We start from the raw sequence: 14,764 nt of genomic DNA, 5'->3' as shown, positions 1-14,764 counted from the left end.
ACTGCCCTCAGCCGGTCAGTCGCCGAAGACGAACTCCGGAGCGGCCGGGGTGAGCACGGCCGTCGCCGTGGTGGCTCCCCAGTGCGCCGCCACCTCCTCCTCGACCGTCTTCAGAACCTCGGCCACGCTCTCCGCGCCGCCCTCGTGCATCGCCTCCGTCACCACCAGCACGCGCCCGGTGTGCGCGCCGACCGCGGAGTGGCCGCTCTGCCGGTGGGTCCAGCGGCGGGCGTGGGCCCGGCCCGCGGAGTCGACGAAGGTCACCTCGCCGGGTGCCGGATGCTCGACGGCGCCACCGAACGCCGTGTACGTCTCGTCCCCGAGGGCCGGGCGCACCTCCAGCAGCGGCCCGGTGATCCGGTCGACGTCCAGGACCGCCACCGGAACCGCGTACGCCACCGAGATCGCGTTGCACAGGTCCACCAGCGGATGGATGCGCGGCAGCGCCCCCTCCTTCCGCAGCCGGCGCAGCAGCGACTCGGAGGCGGACCGGTACTGCGTCGGCTTCAGCCCCATCCGGGCGAAGGCCCGCCGCCAGGCCAGCACCTCGGGAAACTCGCCCTCGGTGGCCCCCGCCAGCCGTGCGGCGGCCCGGACGGTGTACGCGGCGGCGCGCGGCCCGGTGTCCACGGGGGCGTCGACGCCGGCGGCGTACAGCGCGCCGGCGGACAGGTCGGGGAAGGCGGCCCGGACCGGGTCGGCATGCCGGAATCGCACGGTCACGCCACCACCGCTCGGGCAGCCGGGTTCGACGGAACGCTCAACGGGACCTCCTCGATGATCGGGACCACCACCCTGCCCGCCCCTTGGCCCGGCGGCCAGGGCCAAACAGGACCCGGATCACCGGTCCATAACTCGCCGCCCGGAACCCCTGAACTCCGCGCCCGGAACCCCTGAACTCCGCGCCCGGAACCCTGAACTCCGCGCCCAGACCCTGAACTCAGCGCCCGGCACCCCGCCCCCGGAACCCCGAACTCCGCGCCCGGCACCCCGCCCCCGGTCCGCAGACCAGGACCCCGGCGCGCCCACGCAAGCCAGGACCCCGGCCCGCCGACACAAACCAGGACCCCAGCCCGCCGACACAAACCAGGACCCCAGCCCTGAGCCGCGTGCGGCGCCGGCCCACTGGCCGCACCCCGAGCGCCGCCCACCGGCTGCCCCCGGCCCCTGCCCGCGGACCCCACCTCCGCCACGTGACATCATCGGCCCGGCCCGATCACAGCCGTGGCCCGACCACAGCCGTGGCGGCCGCGGTGAGCCGTGTCACAGCACGACGAGTACGAGGAGTACGAGGAGCACGATGGACCCCGCGCTGCTGGACGACTTCTCTCTGGAGATGACCGGCAAGGACGTGCCCGGGCTGGAGGAGGCGCGGGACAGTGTCCCGCCCGGCACCCGGATCAACATCACGTTCCTCGCCGGAGAGGACACCGCTACGCGGCTGACGGCCGCCCGCGCGGTCAGGCGGCTCGGTTTCGTCCCCGTACCGCACATCTCCGCGCGCCGCCTGCCCTCCCGCACAGCCCTGGAGGAGTTCCTCGCCGGGCTGGCGGCCGACGGCACCGCGGAGAACGTGTTCGTCGTCGGCGGCGACCCGGCCCGGCCCGAGGGGCCCTACGAGGACGCCCTCGCCGTGCTGCGCACCGGACTGCTGCGGCGCCACGGCGTCCGGCACATCGGTGTCGCCGGCTATCCCGAGGGCCACCCCGGCATAGCCGACCGGGTCTTGTGGTCGGCGCTCACGGACAAGGCGGCGGCCATCGGGGCCGGCCGGTTCACCGGCGACGTCATCACCCAGTTCGGCTTCGACGCCGCCCCGGTGCTCGCCTGGCTGGAGGCCCTCCGCGCGCGGGGCGTGCACCTGCCCGTCCGCGTCGGCGTCCCCGGACCCGCGGGGGTGCGCCGACTGCTGCGCTACGCCGGCCGGTTCGGCGTCGGCACCAGCGCCTCCGTGGCCCGCAAGTACGGCTTCTCGCTGACCAACCTCGTGGATACGGCCGGCCCGGACCGCTTCCTGCACGCACTGGCCGACCGGTACGACCCGGCCCGGCACGGCACGGTGAAGGTGCACTTCTACACGTTCGGCGGCCTGCGGACCACCGCCGACTGGATCACCCGCTTCCGCCACGGATCCGAACGGATCAGCGAGGAGCGCCAGACCGCTCGATCATGAATGGCGCGGTCGGGAGTCCTGGCCAGGCCCACGTAGATGTCGGATTTTCGCCAGCGGCCGGGGCGTGCGGTGGGCCATGCTGGGCGCATGCAGACAGGGATGCACCTTGACCGGGAGCACTGCGTACGCGCCGTGCAGTCCAAGGACGCTCGGTTCGACGGATGGTTCTTCACGGCCGTCCTGACCACCCGGATCTACTGCCGGCCGAGCTGCCCGGTCGTGCCGCCCAAGCCGGAGAACATGACGTTCTACCCGAGCGCCGCCGCCTGCCAGCAGGCCGGGTTCCGGGCCTGCAAGCGCTGCCGCCCCGACACCAGCCCCGGCTCCCCGGAGTGGAACGCGCGCGCCGACCTCGTGGCCCGGGCCATGCGGCTGATCGCCGACGGGGTCGTGGACCGCGAGGGCGTGCCCGGACTCGCCGCCCGGCTCGGCTACAGCACCCGGCAGGTGGAGCGCCAGCTGCTCGCCGAGCTGGGGGCCGGCCCCCTCGCGCTCGCCCGGGCGCAGCGGGCCCAGACCGCGCGGCTGCTCATCGAGACGACGGCCCTGCCGATGGCGGAGATCGCGTTCGCGGCCGGTTTCGCCTCCGTCCGCGCCTTCAACGACACCGTCCGCGAGGTCTTCGCCCTGTCCCCGAGCGAGCTGCGCGCCCGGGCGCCGAAGAGCGGCGTGGGCACCCCCGGCGTGGTGACCCTGCGGCTGCCGTTCCGCGCCCCGCTCAACCCGTCCAACCTCTTCGGCCACCTCGCCGCCACCGCCGTCCCCGGGGTCGAGGAGTGGCGCGACGGCGCCTACCGCCGCACCCTGCGGCTGCCGTACGGCCACGGCATCGCCGCGCTGGCACCCCGCCCCGACCACATCGCCTGCCGCCTCACCCTGAGCGACCTGCGCGATCTGACCGTGGCCATCAGCCGCTGCCGCCGCCTGCTCGACCTGGACGCCGACCCGGTGGCGGTCGACGGCCATCTGCGCACCGACCCGTCCCTCGCGCCCCTGGTCGACCGCGCCCCGGGCCGCCGGGTGCCGCGCACGGTCGACGAGGCCGAGTTCGCCGTCCGGGCCGTGCTCGGGCAGCAGGTCTCCACGGCCGCCGCCCGCACCCACGCGGCCCGCCTGGTCACCGCGCACGGCAAGCCCCTGGACGACCCCGAAGGCGGCCTCACGCACCTCTTCCCCTCACCCGAGGCGCTGGCTGGCATCGACCCGGAGACCCTGGCGATGCCCCGGACCCGGCGCACCACCTTCACCACCCTCGTCCGCGAACTCGCCGACGGCGGCCTGCACCTGGGCGTGGAGGCCGACTGGGCGAAGGCGCGGGCCCGGCTCCTCGCGCTGCCCGGCTTCGGGCCCTGGACGGTGGACGTCATCGCCATGCGCGCCCTCGGTGACCCCGACGCCTTCCTCCCCACCGACCTCGGCATCCGGCGCGCGGCGAAGGAGCTGGGCCTGCCGGCCACGCCGGCCGCGCTCACCGCCCGCGCGGAGATGTGGCGGCCCTGGCGGTCGTACGCCGTGCAGTACCTGTGGGCGACGGACAGCCACCCGATCAACTTCCTCCCGGCCTGAAGGACCCCGATGAACCACCACACCGTGATCGACAGCCCCTACGGGCCGCTCACCCTCGTCGCCGACGCCGACGACGCCCTGTGCGGCCTGTACATGGTGGACCAGCGGCACCGCCCCGGCGAGGAGAGGTTCGGGCCGCGCGACGACACCCTGCCCGTCTTCGCCGAGACGGCCGAGCAGCTGACGGCGTACTTCTCGGGCGAGACCAAGCAGTTCACCGTCCGGCTCGGCCTGCACGGCACACCGTTCCAGCGCAGCGTCTGGCAGCAGCTGACCGCCATCCCGTACGGCGAGACCCGTACCTACGGCGAACTGGCCGACGCCCTCGGCAACCCGCGGGCCTCCCGCGCCGTCGGCCTCGCCAACGGCCGCAATCCCGTGGGCATCATCGTCCCCTGCCACCGCGTGATCGGCTCCGACGGCAGCCTCACCGGCTACGGCGGCGGCCTCCACCGCAAGCGCCGCCTGCTGGACTTCGAACAGGGAACCGCGCTGTTCTGACCTCCCTGACCGGCGCCGGCCGGGCGGTCAGCCGCTCAGGGTGCGCAGGAGTGCGGGCAGCGCGGTGCCGATCGGCTCCCGGACGATCTCGTCGGCCAGGTCGTCGTAGGGCGTGGGTTCGGCGTTCACGATGACGAGGCGTGCGCCGTGGTCGGCGGCCACGCCGGCGAGGCCGGCCGCGGGCTGCACCTGGAGGCTGCTGCCCACGGCTATGAACACCTGGCAGGCCTTGGTGACGGCCACGGCCTGTCCGAGGACCACCGGATCCAGCCGCTCGCCGAACATCACGGTCGCCGACTTCAGGATGCCGCCGCACTCCAGGCACGGCGGGTCCGCCTCGCCGGCGTCCACCCGGGCGAGGGCGTCCTCCATCGGTCCGCGGGCCCCGCACCCGGTGCACACCACGCTGCGGGCGCTGCCGTGCAGTTCCAGCACCTTGCGGGCGGGCATGCCGGCGAGCTGGTGCAGGCCGTCCACGTTCTGGGTGATGACCCGGACCGGGACGCCGGACTTCTCCAGCTCGGCGACGGCGCGGTGCGCCGCGTTCGGCTCGGCCTGGAGCGTCCGGTTCTCGCGGCGCATCTGCCAGGACCGCCGGCGGATCTCCGGGTCCGTCATGTAGTACTCGTACGTCACGAGCTTCTCGGCCTCCGGGGCCCGCCGCCAGAGGCCGTTGGGCCCGCGGTAGTCCGGGATGCCGGAGTCGGTGGAGATACCGGCCCCGCTGAGCAGGGCGACGAGAGGCTTGGCCATGGCATCGAGGGTAGGGCGGGCGGCGTGGCTGCCGCATGCGGATAACCGCTGGGACGGGTCCGGCGGGACGGTCCCGCGGCGCGGCCCCCGGTGCTAGCGTCCCCGCATGGCCAAGGTGACTGTCTCGCTCGATGCCCAGCTCGTCGTGGAGGTCATGGTGCTCGCGGGGGTGGGGAATCCGCAGGACGCCGTCGAGCTCGTCGTCCGGGACTACATCGAGCGCGGGCACCGTACGGAGGCACGCGTCGCCGCCCGGGACGACGCGCTGCGCGAGGTCGACGCCAAGCCGCGCGATCAGGAGGGCTGAGCGGCACGCGGCGGGCCGGGCGGTCAGGCCACCCGGTGGCCGTTCTCCAGTTCCGCCGTCCCGGAGCCGGCCGCGAGGACGTCCAGCGCTGCCAGCACCCGGCGGCCGAGCGCCCCGGGCAGATGGGCGGTGAGGTCGTCGCGGGCGACCAGCCGCCAGGAGAGCAGTTCCTCCTCCTGGAGACGGATGGCCTTCAGCTCGTCCCCGGTCAGGACACCGCCGTCGTACAGGTACGCCACCAACGGCGGCCGGCCCGTGCCGTGCACCCAGTCCACGGCCAGCAGCCGGCCGGGTTCCCGGTCGAGCCCGATCTCCTCCAGCGTCTCCCGGCGGGCGCCCTGGCGCGGTGTCTCCCCGTCGTCGGACTCGACGGTCCCGCCCGGAAGGGCCCAGCCGTCCCGGTAGTTGGGTTCGACGAGCAGCACCCGCCCCTCGGCGTCCCGGAAGAGGGCGGCGGCCCCGGCGAGGACGCGGGGCAGGCTCGCGATGTACGCGGCGAAATCCTGGGTCGTGGTCATTGAGGAAGGGTAACCAGCCGGCCGCCGGCTACGTCCCGCTCGTCGCCAGCCGCAGGGTGCGTTCGGCCAGCGCGCTGATCCGTACGCCGTCGAAGCCGAACACCGCGCTGCGCACCGTGTCCTCCAGCGGGTCCCGCCAGCTCGCCGGAATGGCCTCCGCCCCGGTGAGGACCCCGGCCACCGAACCGGCCGTCGCCCCGTTGGAGTCGGTGTCCAGGCCGCCCCGCACGGTCAGGGCGACGGTCCGGGTGAAGTCGCCGTCGCCGTACAGCAGTCCGGCGACGAGGACGGCGACGTTCGGGACCGTGTGGATCCAGCCGAGCCCCGCGGTCTCCGTGGACACCGTGGCCAGGGTCTCCTCCCACGGCAGCCGTGCCTCGTGCAGGCTCGCCACCCGCCGCACGGTCCGGGCCAGACGGCTGCTCGCCGGAACGACCGAGAGCGCGGTGTCCAGGGCGTCCCGCACGGTCGGGGCGGTGAAGGCCGCCGAGATCAGCGCGGCGGCCCACATGGCGCCGTACACGCCGTTGCCGGTGTGCGAGAGCACCGCGTCCCGGCGGGCCAGCCCGGCGGCCCGGACGGGGTCTGCGGGGCAGGTCCAGCCGTAGACGTCGGCGCGGATCAACGCGCCGATCCACTCCTGGTACGGGTTGTCGTACGTCGCCGTCAGCGGCGGTTTCAGCCCGTTCGCGAGGTTCCGGTACGCGGCCCGTTCCGCCGTGAACGTCTGCAGGTACGGCAGTCTGAGCAGCCACAGGTCGCCGACCTGCTCGGTGCTGAAGCCGAAGCCGTGGGTCTCCAGCAGGTGCAGGCCGAGGATCGCGTAGTCGACGTCGTCGTCCCGGCAGCTGCCGTGGATCCGGCCGCGCACGCAACAGCGCCACTCCGGGCGCAGTACGGCGGCCTCCTCGGCGTCGGCCGGCTCGGGCAGGTAGTCGGTCAGCGGCAGGGCGGCGGCCCGGCGCAGATAGCGGTCGATGCGGTCGCGCGTCCACACCTCGCCCTGCTCGACCGGCTTGCCGAGCATGTTGCCCGCGATCCGGCCGAGCCAGCCGCCGTGGACGCGGTCGGCGAGGTCCGGACCGGTGCGCTGGGTGCTCATGGCAGGGGTGTACCCACTTTGCCCGGCCGGCTCCCAGCGGCCTGACCGGGTCCTGATCCGGGGTTGTGACCAGGGTTCGGGCGGGGCATGACGGCGGGGGTGTCCTGCGGTTATGGTCACAGCGGCGCGACTGGCCCCGACATGTGCGGGGCCCGGAGAGCAAGGGGAAGACAAGGTGGCGGACGCTGCAGTGAACGGGACCCGTCGGGTGCTCATCGCCGCGGACAAGTTCAAGGGCTCGCTGACGGCCGTGCAGGTCGCCGAGCGGGTGACGGCCGGGCTGCGCCGGGTCGTGCCGGACCTCCGGGTGGAGGGGCTGCCCGTGGCCGACGGCGGCGACGGAACGGTGGACGCGGCGGTCGCGGCCGGTTTCGAGCGCCGGGAGGTACGGGTTGCCGGGCCGCTCGGCGCGGAGGTCACGGCCGCGTTCGCGCTGCGCGACGGCACCGCGGTGGTGGAGATGGCCGAGGCGAGCGGCTTGCAGCGGCTGCCGACCGGGGTCTTCGCGCCGCTGACTGCCTCGACGTACGGCTCCGGGGAGCTGCTGCGCGCCGCGCTGGACGCGGGCGCGCGGACGATCGTGTTCGGCGTCGGCGGCAGCGCCACGACGGACGGCGGCGCCGGCATGCTGTCCGCGCTGGGCGCGCGGTTCCTGACCGAGGAGGGCGAGCCGGTGCCGCCGGGCGGCGGCGGACTCGCCGGCCTCGCCCGGGCGGACCTGTCCGGCCTCGACCCGCGGCTGTCCTCGGTCGAGCTGGTGCTGGCCAGCGACGTCGACAACCCGTTGACCGGGCCGAAGGGCGCGCCGGCGGTGTACGGCCCGCAGAAGGGGGCCTCGCCGGACGACGTGGAGACGCTGGACGCCGCGCTGGCCCACTTCGCGAAGGTGCTGGAGGCCGAGGCCGGGTCGCGGGCCGCCGAGTACGCGGCGGCGCCGGGGGCGGGGGCCGCCGGGGGCATCGGCTACGGGGCCCTGTTGCTCGGTGCGCGGTTCCGGCCCGGCATCGAGGTGATGCTGGACGTGCTGGGCTTCGCGCCCGCCCTGGAGCGGGCCTCGCTGGTGATCACCGGCGAGGGGTCGCTGGACGAGCAGACGCTGCACGGCAAGGCACCGGCGGGGGTCGCCGCGGCGGCACGGGCGGCCGGCAAGGAGGTCGTGGCGGTGTGCGGGCGGCTGGCACTGCCGACGGAGGCGCTGCTGCGGGCCGGGATCTCCCAGGCGTACCCGCTGACGTCCGTCGAGCCGGACGTGGCCAGGTGCATCGCGGACGCCGGGCCGATCCTGGAGCGGGTCGCCGCGCGGATCGCCGAGGACCACCTGAGCTGACGACCCCTGGTCCACCCGAGCGGGAGTCTGGGGCGGAGCCCTCAGGTGGTCCGCACGAGCAAAGGGCCCCCTACCCGCACCGGGTAAGGGGCCCTCGTCGTACGCCGGGCTACGGCAGCTGCGCCGCTCGCGCCTCGCGGCGGTTGTCGCGGAAGTTGTTCACCCGCCGGGCCGTGGCGAACAGCGGAATCACCGCGCCCATCACCAGCTGCAGCGCACAGCCGGTCTGGAGGAGCAGCTGTCCGCTGGGCGCGTCGAAGGCCCATGCCGCCAGCAGCCCCATCGACAGCACGATCCAGGAGAGCATCGCGCCGGCGAGACGGCCCCGCGGCTTCGGGTACTCCACCCGGCTCACCATCAGCCACGCGGTCCCGAGGATCGCCAGCAGGGTCGCCACGAACGGCAGCTCCAGCAGCACGATCGAGACGACCGTCAGCGCGCCGAACGGCGAGGGCATGCCCTGGAACATGCCGTCCTTCATGGTCACGCAGCTGAAGCGGGCCAGTCTCAGCACCACGGCCAGCAGCACCACGATCGCGCCCACCGCCGCCACCCGCTGGTGCGCGTCGTCCGCGACCATGCCGTAGACGAGGACGAAGTACGCGGGGGCCAGCCCGAAGCTGATCAGGTCGGACAGGTTGTCCAGCTCCGCGCCCATCGGCGACGAGCGCAGCTTGCGGGCCACCAGCCCGTCGAACAGGTCGAAGACCGCCGCGCAGAGCATCAGGATGACCGCCGTGGCCGCGCTGTGGCGGGCCATGCCGGACTCCTGGCTGCCGGTGAGGTGCGGGATCAGGATGCCGGTGGTGGTGAAGTACACCGCCATGAAGCCGCACGTGGCGTTGCCCAGCGTGAGGGTGTCCGCTATCGACAGGCGGAGAGAAAGAGGCATCTCCTCCTCGTCGTCCACCTCGTCGGCCTCGGGCACCCAGCCCGCCTGGGTCTCCGGATCAATCACGGTCAATGCGAGTCACCCCAGCCACGGTCTTCTGGCCGACCTCGACCGCGACCTCCACGCCCTCGGGCAGGTAGAGGTCGACACGCGAGCCGAAGCGGATCAGACCGATACGGTCGCCCTGCTCGACCTTCGTGCCCTGGGGGATGTAGGGCACGATGCGGCGGGCCACCGCGCCGGCGATCTGGATCATCTCGATGTCGCCGAGTTCGGTGTCGAAGTGCCAGACTACGCGCTCGTTGTTCTCGCTCTCCTTGTTGAAAGCCGGAACAAAGCCGCCGGGGATGTGCTCGACGGACGTCACGGTGCCCGCGAGGGGCGCGCGGTTGACGTGGACGTTGAGCGGGCTCATGAAGATGGCGACGCGGGTACGCCCGTCCTTCCACGGCATGATGCTCTGCACCACACCGTCGGCGGGCGAGATGACCCGGCCCGGGGCGATCTCGCGCTCGGGGTCGCGGAAGAACCACAGCATGCCCGCCGCGAGCGCGGTGGTGGGCACGGCGACGGCCTTGGCGACGCCCGAGCGGCGAGCGCGGACCAGGCTGAGGGCTGCGGTGGCGACGGTCGGGAGAAGCCACGGCGATGCTCCGCGCGCGAGGCGTACGCCGGCTCGGCTGTCGCGAGGTGCAGAGGTTTGGCTGTGGGGCATGGATGACCTTCGTAGCGGATGATGCCGCGCTCTGACGGGGGACGGCGGCTTTCCCGGGATCGTACCGGTCGCGGGCCACAACTGGGCAAGCCAGGAAGCCGAGTCGGCGGCCGAAGAGTGTCTACGGGGTGTGATCTTCTTCTCGAAGAAAACACCCCGTATCCGGACAATCAGCCCTGGAATCGATACTCTTCGAGCAGCCTGCGCCCGATGATCATTTTCTGGATCTCGGCGGTACCTTCACCGATGAGCAGCATCGGGGCCTCACGGTAGAGGCGCTCGATCTCGTACTCCTTGGAGAAGCCGTAGCCGCCGTGGATCCGGAAGGCATCCTCCACGACCTCCTTGCAGTACTCGGAGGCGAGGTACTTCGCCATCCCCGCTTCGAGGTCGTTTCGTTCCCCAGAGTCCTTTTTGCGTGCCGCGTTGACCATCATCGCATGCGCGGCCTCGACCTTGGTCGCCATCTCCGCCAGCTTGAACTGGATGGCCTGGTGCTGGGCGATCGGCTTGCCGAACGTGTGCCTCTGCTGGGCGTACCGGACCCCCAGCTCGAAGGCGCGCTGGGCGACGCCACAGCCACGCGCCGCCACGTTGACCCGGCCGACCTCGACGCCGTCCATCATTTGGTAAAAACCTCGGCCGGTGACCCCGCCGAGCACCCGATCGGCCGGAACGCGCAGTCCGTCCATGATCAGCTCGGTCGTGTCGACGCCCTTGTAGCCCATCTTGTCGATCTTGCCGGGGATGGTGAGGCCCGGGCGGACCTCGCCGAAGCCCGGCTCCTTCTCGATCAGGAAGGTCGTCATCGACTTGTGCGGCGCCGTGCCCTCGGGGTGTCCTTCGTCACTCCGGACCAGCACGGCCACGAGGGACGACGTGCCGCCGTTCGTCAGCCACATCTTCTGACCGTTCAGGACGTACTCGTCGCCGTCCCTGACCGCCTTCGACGTGATCGCCGACACGTCGGAGCCCAGGCCCGGCTCCGACATCGAGAAGGCGCCCCGGATGTCGCCGGCCGCCATCCTCGGCAGGAAGTGGTCCTTCTGCTCCTGCGTGCCGTGCTGCTTGAGCATGTACGCGACGATGAAGTGGGTGTTGATGATGCCGGACACCGACATCCAGCCGCGGGCGATCTCCTCCACGCACAGCGCGTAGGTGAGCAGCGACTCGCCCAGGCCCCCGTACTCCTCGGGGATCATCAGGCCGAAGAGGCCGAGTTCCTTCAGGCCGTCCACGATCTGCTGCGGGTACTCGTCGCGGTGCTCCAGCTCGGTCGCGACCGGAATGATCTCTTTGTCGACAAAGTCCCGGACGGTGGAGAGGATCTCCTGCTGGACGTCGGTCAGACCGGCGGTCTGGGCGAGACGGGCCATGGCTACTTCTCCTGCTCCTTGAGCTCGGGGCGGCCCGGCTGCTCGCCGCCGCGCTCCTTGATGTACGTCTCGGTGGGCACCATCACCTTGCGGCGGAAGACGCACACCAGGGTGCCGTCCTGCTTGTAGCCCTTGGTCTCGACGTAGACGATCCCGCGGTCGTTCTTGGACTTCGACGGCCACTTGTCCAGCACGGTCGTCTCGCCGTAGACCGTGTCGCCGTGGAAGGTCGGCGCCACGTGCCTGAGCGACTCGATCTCCAGGTTGGCGATGGCCTTGCCGGAGATGTCCGGGACGGACATGCCGAGCAGGAGGGAGTAGATGTAGTTCCCGACCACCACGTTCTTGCCGAAGTCCGTCGTCTTCTCGGCGTAGTTGGTGTCCATGTGGAGCGGGTGGTGGTTCATGGTGAGGAGACAGAACAGGTGGTCGTCGTACTCCGTGACCGTCTTGCCCGGCCAGTGCTTGTACGTCGCCCCGACCTCGAACTCCTCGTACGTGCGTCCGAACTGCATCGCCGTCACGCCTCCGGGATCTCGAACGTGCTGGTGCGCTGCATGCCGGCGGCACGGCCCTTGCCGGCGATGACCAGGGCCATCTTGCGGCTGGCCTCGTCGATCATCTCGTCGCCGAGCATCGCGGAGCCCTTCTTGCCGCCCGCCTCGGACGTGTAGTAGTCGTACGCGTCCAGGATCAGCTCGGCGTGGTCGTAGTCCTCCTGCGAGGGCGAGAACACCTCGTTCGCGGCGTCGACCTGGCCCGGGTGCAGCACCCACTTGCCGTCGAAGCCCAGCGCGGCGGCGCGGCCGGCGACCTCGCGGAAGCCGTCGACGTTGCGGATCTGCAGGTAGGGGCCGTCGATCGCCTGGAGGTTGTTGGCGCGGGCGGCCATCAGGATCTTCATCAGGATGTAGTGGTAGGCGTCCGCCGGGTAGCCGGGCGGCTGCTCGCCCACGACCAGGGACTTCATGTTGATCGACGCCATGAAGTCGGCCGGGCCGAAGATGATGGTCTCCACGCGCGGGGAGGCCTGCGCGATCTCGTTGACGTTGTTCAGGCCCTGCGCGTTCTCGATCTGCGCCTCGATGCCGATCCGGCCGACCTCGAAGCCCATCGTCTTCTCGATCTGCGTCAGCAGCAGGTCCAGGGCGACGACCTGCTGGGCGTTCTGCACCTTCGGCAGCATGATGCAGTCCAGGTTCGGGCCCGCGCCCTCCACCACCGTGACGACGTCCCGGTACGTCCATTCGGTCGTCCAGTCGTTGACCCGGACCACGCGCGTCTTGCCCGTCCAGTCACCCTCGTTGAGGAACTTGACGATGGTGTGCCGGGCCTCGGGCTTGGCGAGCGGCGCGCACGCGTCCTCCAGGTCCAGGAAGACCTGGTCCGCGGGGAGGCCCTGCGCCTTCTCCAGGAAGCGCGGGTTGCTGCCCGGTACGGCCAGGCAGGAACGCCGCGGGCGAAGGCGGTTGACGGTGGTCATGCGGGGACCTCCAGGGGGTCGAGCTTGTTCGCTTTCCGGATCTCGTCGACGATGCGGCCGATGATCCCGGTGATGTCGAAGTCCTTCGGGGTGAAGACGGCGGCCACTCCGGCTTCCCTCAGCTGCTCGGCGTCACCGTTGGGGATGATGCCACCGGCGATCACCGGTATATCTGTGGCACCGGCCACACGCAGCCGCTGGAGCACATCGGGGACCAGCTGGGCGTGCGAGCCGGACAGGATCGACAGGCCCACGGCGTGCACGTCCTCGGCCAGGGCCGCGTCCACTATCTGCTCGGGGGTGAGCCGGATGCCCTGGTAGACCACCTCGAAGCCGGCGTCCCGGGCGCGGACGGCGATCTGCTCGGCGCCGTTGGAGTGCCCGTCCAGGCCGGGCTTGCCGACCAGGAAGCGCAGTTTGCCGACGCCCAGCTCACGGGCGGTGGCGTCCACCCTGGCGCGGACCTCGGCGAGCGCCGAGCCGGCCTCGGCGGCGACGGCCACCGGCGCGGAGGAGACCCCGGTGGGTGCCCGGTACTCGCCGAACACCTCGCGCAGGGCGCCCGCCCACTCGCCGGTGGTGACCCCGGCGCGGGCGCACTCCAGCGTGGCCTCCATCAGGTTGTCGGTGCCCTTGGCGGCCTCCTTCAGCCGCTCCAGCGCCTTGCAGGGACGTGGGTGGTTGAAGGGCGGCTGGTAGCGGGTGTCCCGCCAGCGCTGGAGCGAGTCGATGACGCGGGCCTCGACCGCCGGGTCGACCGTCATGATGGCCGTGTCCAGGTCGGCCGTGAGCGGGTTCGGCTCGGTGCCCTCGAAGATGTTGACGCCGACGATCTTCTCCTCGCCGGACTCGATCCGGGCCCGGCGCTCGGCGTGCGAGGCGACCAGCTGCGACTTGAGGTAGCCGGACTCCACGGCGGCCAGCGCGCCGCCCATCTCCTGGATGCGGTCGATCTCCGCGAGGGTGTCCTCGACCAGCCGGTCCACCTTCGCCTCGATCACCTTCGAGCCCTCGAAGATGTCGTCGTACTCCAGCAGGTCGCTCTCGTAGGCGAGCACCTGCTGGATGCGCAGGCTCCACTGCTGGTCCCAGGGCCGGGGCAGGCCCAGCGCCTCGTTCCAGGCGGGGAGCTGCACGGCACGCGCGCGTGCGTCCTTGGAGAGGGTGACCGCCAGCATCTCCAGCACGATCCGCTGGACGTTGTTCTCCGGCTGCGCCTCGGTCAGGCCGAGCGAGTTGACCTGGACGCCGTACCGGAACCGGCGCTGCTTGGGGTCCTCGATGCCGTACCGCTCACGGGTGACCTTGTCCCAGATGCGGCCGAAGGCGCGCATCTTGCACATCTCCTCGATGAAGCGGACGCCCGCGTTCACGAAGAAGGAGATACGGGCGACCACGTCACCCATGCGCTCCTGCGGCACCTGGCCGGAGTCGCGCACGGCGTCGAGGACGGCGATCGCGGTGGACATCGCGTACGCGATCTCCTGCACCGGTGTGGCGCCGGCCTCCTGCAGGTGGTAGCTGCAGATGTTGATCGGGTTCCACTTCGGGATGTGGGAGACCGTGTACGCGATCATGTCCGTCGTCAGGCGGAGCGAGGGCTCCGGCGGGAAGACGTGCGTCCCGCGGGACAGGTACTCCTTGACGATGTCGTTCTGGGTCGTGCCCTGGAGCTTGGTGATGTCCGCGCCCTGCTCCTCCGCGACGACCTGGTAGAGCGCCAGCAGCCACATGGCGGTGGCGTTGATCGTCATCGAGGTGTTCATCTGCTCCAGGGGGATGTCCTGGAACAGCCGGCGCATGTCACCGAGGTGCGCGACGGGCACGCCCACCCGGCCGACCTCGCCGCGCGCGAGGATGTGGTCGGGGTCGTAGCCGGTCTGCGTCGGCAGGTCGAACGCCACCGACAGACCGGTCTGGCCCTTGGCGAGGTTGCGCCGGTACAGCTCGTTGGACGCCTCGGCCGTGGAGTGACCGGCGTACGTCCGCATGAGCCACGGCCGGTCCCTTTCCTTTCGCGCCGCAGGCGCTGTCTGACGCTCTGTCATCTA

Annotated in this window: 15 protein-coding genes; 5 read left to right on the top strand and 10 right to left on the bottom strand. The window is 71.8% G+C overall.

The window, feature by feature from the left end:
* Nucleotides 1-15: 15 nt before the first annotated feature.
* Entirely contained in the window at nucleotides 16-723 is a 708-nt protein-coding gene (locus tag C3492_RS21740) for a B3/4 domain-containing protein (RefSeq protein ID WP_258055807.1), read from the bottom strand.
* A gap of 577 nt (nucleotides 724-1,300) precedes the next feature.
* Here C3492_RS21740 and C3492_RS21735 point away from each other — a divergent pair.
* The 3 genes from C3492_RS21735 (at nucleotide 1,301) to C3492_RS21725 (ending at nucleotide 4,240) form a co-directional block, all read left to right on the top strand.
* On the top strand, nucleotides 1,301-2,173 hold the full coding sequence (locus tag C3492_RS21735) for a methylenetetrahydrofolate reductase (protein ID WP_103813428.1): 873 nt from the start codon (nucleotides 1,301-1,303) through the stop codon (nucleotides 2,171-2,173).
* Nucleotides 2,174-2,260: 87 nt separating this feature from the next.
* Complete coding sequence (locus tag C3492_RS21730) at nucleotides 2,261-3,739, top strand: AlkA N-terminal domain-containing protein (protein ID WP_308461155.1); 1,479 nt, start codon at nucleotides 2,261-2,263, stop codon at nucleotides 3,737-3,739.
* Between the two features lie 9 nt (nucleotides 3,740-3,748).
* Entirely contained in the window at nucleotides 3,749-4,240 is a 492-nt protein-coding gene (locus C3492_RS21725) for a methylated-DNA--[protein]-cysteine S-methyltransferase (protein ID WP_103813426.1), read from the top strand.
* Between the two features lie 27 nt (nucleotides 4,241-4,267).
* Here the strand turns inward: C3492_RS21725 and C3492_RS21720 are convergent, their stop codons facing one another.
* Nucleotides 4,268-4,993 (bottom strand): Sir2 family NAD-dependent protein deacetylase, encoded by a 726-nt coding sequence (locus C3492_RS21720; protein ID WP_103813425.1) that lies wholly within the window; start codon nucleotides 4,991-4,993, stop codon nucleotides 4,268-4,270.
* A 106-nt stretch (nucleotides 4,994-5,099) separates the two neighbouring features.
* Here C3492_RS21720 and C3492_RS21715 point away from each other — a divergent pair, with 106 nt between their 5' ends.
* Nucleotides 5,100-5,300: a type II toxin-antitoxin system VapB family antitoxin gene (locus C3492_RS21715; protein ID WP_103813424.1), complete on the top strand. Its 201-nt coding sequence runs from the start codon at nucleotides 5,100-5,102 to the stop codon at nucleotides 5,298-5,300.
* A gap of 23 nt (nucleotides 5,301-5,323) precedes the next feature.
* Here the strand turns inward: C3492_RS21715 and C3492_RS21710 are convergent, their stop codons facing one another.
* Both C3492_RS21710 and C3492_RS21705 read right to left on the bottom strand, forming a co-directional pair.
* Complete coding sequence (locus C3492_RS21710) at nucleotides 5,324-5,818, bottom strand: NUDIX hydrolase (protein WP_103813423.1); 495 nt, start codon at nucleotides 5,816-5,818, stop codon at nucleotides 5,324-5,326.
* A 28-nt stretch (nucleotides 5,819-5,846) separates the two neighbouring features.
* Complete coding sequence (locus tag C3492_RS21705; RefSeq protein ID WP_103813422.1) at nucleotides 5,847-6,920, bottom strand: ADP-ribosylglycohydrolase family protein; 1,074 nt, start codon at nucleotides 6,918-6,920, stop codon at nucleotides 5,847-5,849.
* A gap of 190 nt (nucleotides 6,921-7,110) precedes the next feature.
* On the opposite strand from C3492_RS21705, the gene C3492_RS21700 reads away from it, so the two are divergent.
* Entirely contained in the window at nucleotides 7,111-8,247 is a 1,137-nt protein-coding gene (locus C3492_RS21700; protein WP_103813421.1) for a glycerate kinase, read from the top strand.
* A gap of 109 nt (nucleotides 8,248-8,356) precedes the next feature.
* On the opposite strand, the gene pssA is transcribed toward C3492_RS21700, so the two are convergent.
* The 6 genes from pssA to C3492_RS21670 form a co-directional block, all read right to left on the bottom strand.
* The gene (gene pssA, locus C3492_RS21695; protein WP_014675980.1) at nucleotides 8,357-9,175 is read right to left on the bottom strand and encodes a CDP-diacylglycerol--serine O-phosphatidyltransferase; all 819 of its coding nucleotides are present in this window, start codon (nucleotides 9,173-9,175) and stop codon (nucleotides 8,357-8,359) included.
* 22 nt (nucleotides 9,176-9,197) lie between these two features.
* Nucleotides 9,198-9,854: a phosphatidylserine decarboxylase gene (locus C3492_RS21690; protein WP_103813420.1), complete on the bottom strand. Its 657-nt coding sequence runs from the start codon at nucleotides 9,852-9,854 to the stop codon at nucleotides 9,198-9,200.
* A gap of 170 nt (nucleotides 9,855-10,024) precedes the next feature.
* Nucleotides 10,025-11,230, bottom strand: a complete 1,206-nt coding sequence (locus tag C3492_RS21685) for an acyl-CoA dehydrogenase family protein (protein ID WP_031096077.1) — start codon at nucleotides 11,228-11,230, stop codon at nucleotides 10,025-10,027.
* 2 nt (nucleotides 11,231-11,232) lie between these two features.
* Entirely contained in the window at nucleotides 11,233-11,745 is a 513-nt protein-coding gene (locus C3492_RS21680) for a MaoC family dehydratase (RefSeq protein ID WP_103813419.1), read from the bottom strand.
* A gap of 5 nt (nucleotides 11,746-11,750) precedes the next feature.
* A complete protein-coding gene (locus tag C3492_RS21675; protein ID WP_103813418.1) occupies nucleotides 11,751-12,713 on the bottom strand; it encodes a CoA ester lyase in 963 nt (320 codons plus the stop codon).
* A complete protein-coding gene (locus C3492_RS21670; RefSeq protein ID WP_103813417.1) occupies nucleotides 12,710-14,761 on the bottom strand; it encodes a protein meaA in 2,052 nt (683 codons plus the stop codon). The genes C3492_RS21675 and C3492_RS21670 overlap by 4 nt, the downstream gene beginning before the upstream one ends.
* Nucleotides 14,762-14,764: the final 3 nt, after the last annotated feature.

This window comes from Streptomyces sp. Ru62 (assembly GCF_002920615.1).
Taxonomy (GTDB): Bacteria; Actinomycetota; Actinomycetes; order Streptomycetales; family Streptomycetaceae; genus Streptomyces.
This window is presented reverse-complemented; position numbering and strand designations above follow the sequence as displayed.

Excerpts from the sequence above, each read along its gene's own strand:
- C3492_RS21735 (WP_103813428.1), top strand. The coding sequence starts at position 1,301 with ATGGACCCCGCGCTGCTGGACGACTTCTCTCTGGAGATGACCGGCAAG.
- C3492_RS21730 (WP_308461155.1), top strand. The coding sequence starts at position 2,261 with ATGCAGACAGGGATGCACCTTGACCGGGAGCACTGCGTACGCGCCGTG.
- C3492_RS21725 (WP_103813426.1), top strand. The coding sequence starts at position 3,749 with ATGAACCACCACACCGTGATCGACAGCCCCTACGGGCCGCTCACCCTC.
- C3492_RS21720 (WP_103813425.1), bottom strand. The coding sequence starts at position 4,993 with ATGGCCAAGCCTCTCGTCGCCCTGCTCAGCGGGGCCGGTATCTCCACC.
- C3492_RS21715 (WP_103813424.1), top strand. The coding sequence starts at position 5,100 with ATGGCCAAGGTGACTGTCTCGCTCGATGCCCAGCTCGTCGTGGAGGTC.
- C3492_RS21710 (WP_103813423.1), bottom strand. The coding sequence starts at position 5,818 with ATGACCACGACCCAGGATTTCGCCGCGTACATCGCGAGCCTGCCCCGC.
- C3492_RS21705 (WP_103813422.1), bottom strand. The coding sequence starts at position 6,920 with ATGAGCACCCAGCGCACCGGTCCGGACCTCGCCGACCGCGTCCACGGC.
- C3492_RS21690 (WP_103813420.1), bottom strand. The coding sequence starts at position 9,854 with ATGCCCCACAGCCAAACCTCTGCACCTCGCGACAGCCGAGCCGGCGTA.
- C3492_RS21685 (WP_031096077.1), bottom strand. The coding sequence starts at position 11,230 with ATGGCCCGTCTCGCCCAGACCGCCGGTCTGACCGACGTCCAGCAGGAG.
- C3492_RS21680 (WP_103813419.1), bottom strand. The coding sequence starts at position 11,745 with ATGCAGTTCGGACGCACGTACGAGGAGTTCGAGGTCGGGGCGACGTAC.
- C3492_RS21675 (WP_103813418.1), bottom strand. The coding sequence starts at position 12,713 with ATGACCACCGTCAACCGCCTTCGCCCGCGGCGTTCCTGCCTGGCCGTA.
- C3492_RS21670 (WP_103813417.1), bottom strand. The coding sequence starts at position 14,761 with ATGACAGAGCGTCAGACAGCGCCTGCGGCGCGAAAGGAAAGGGACCGG.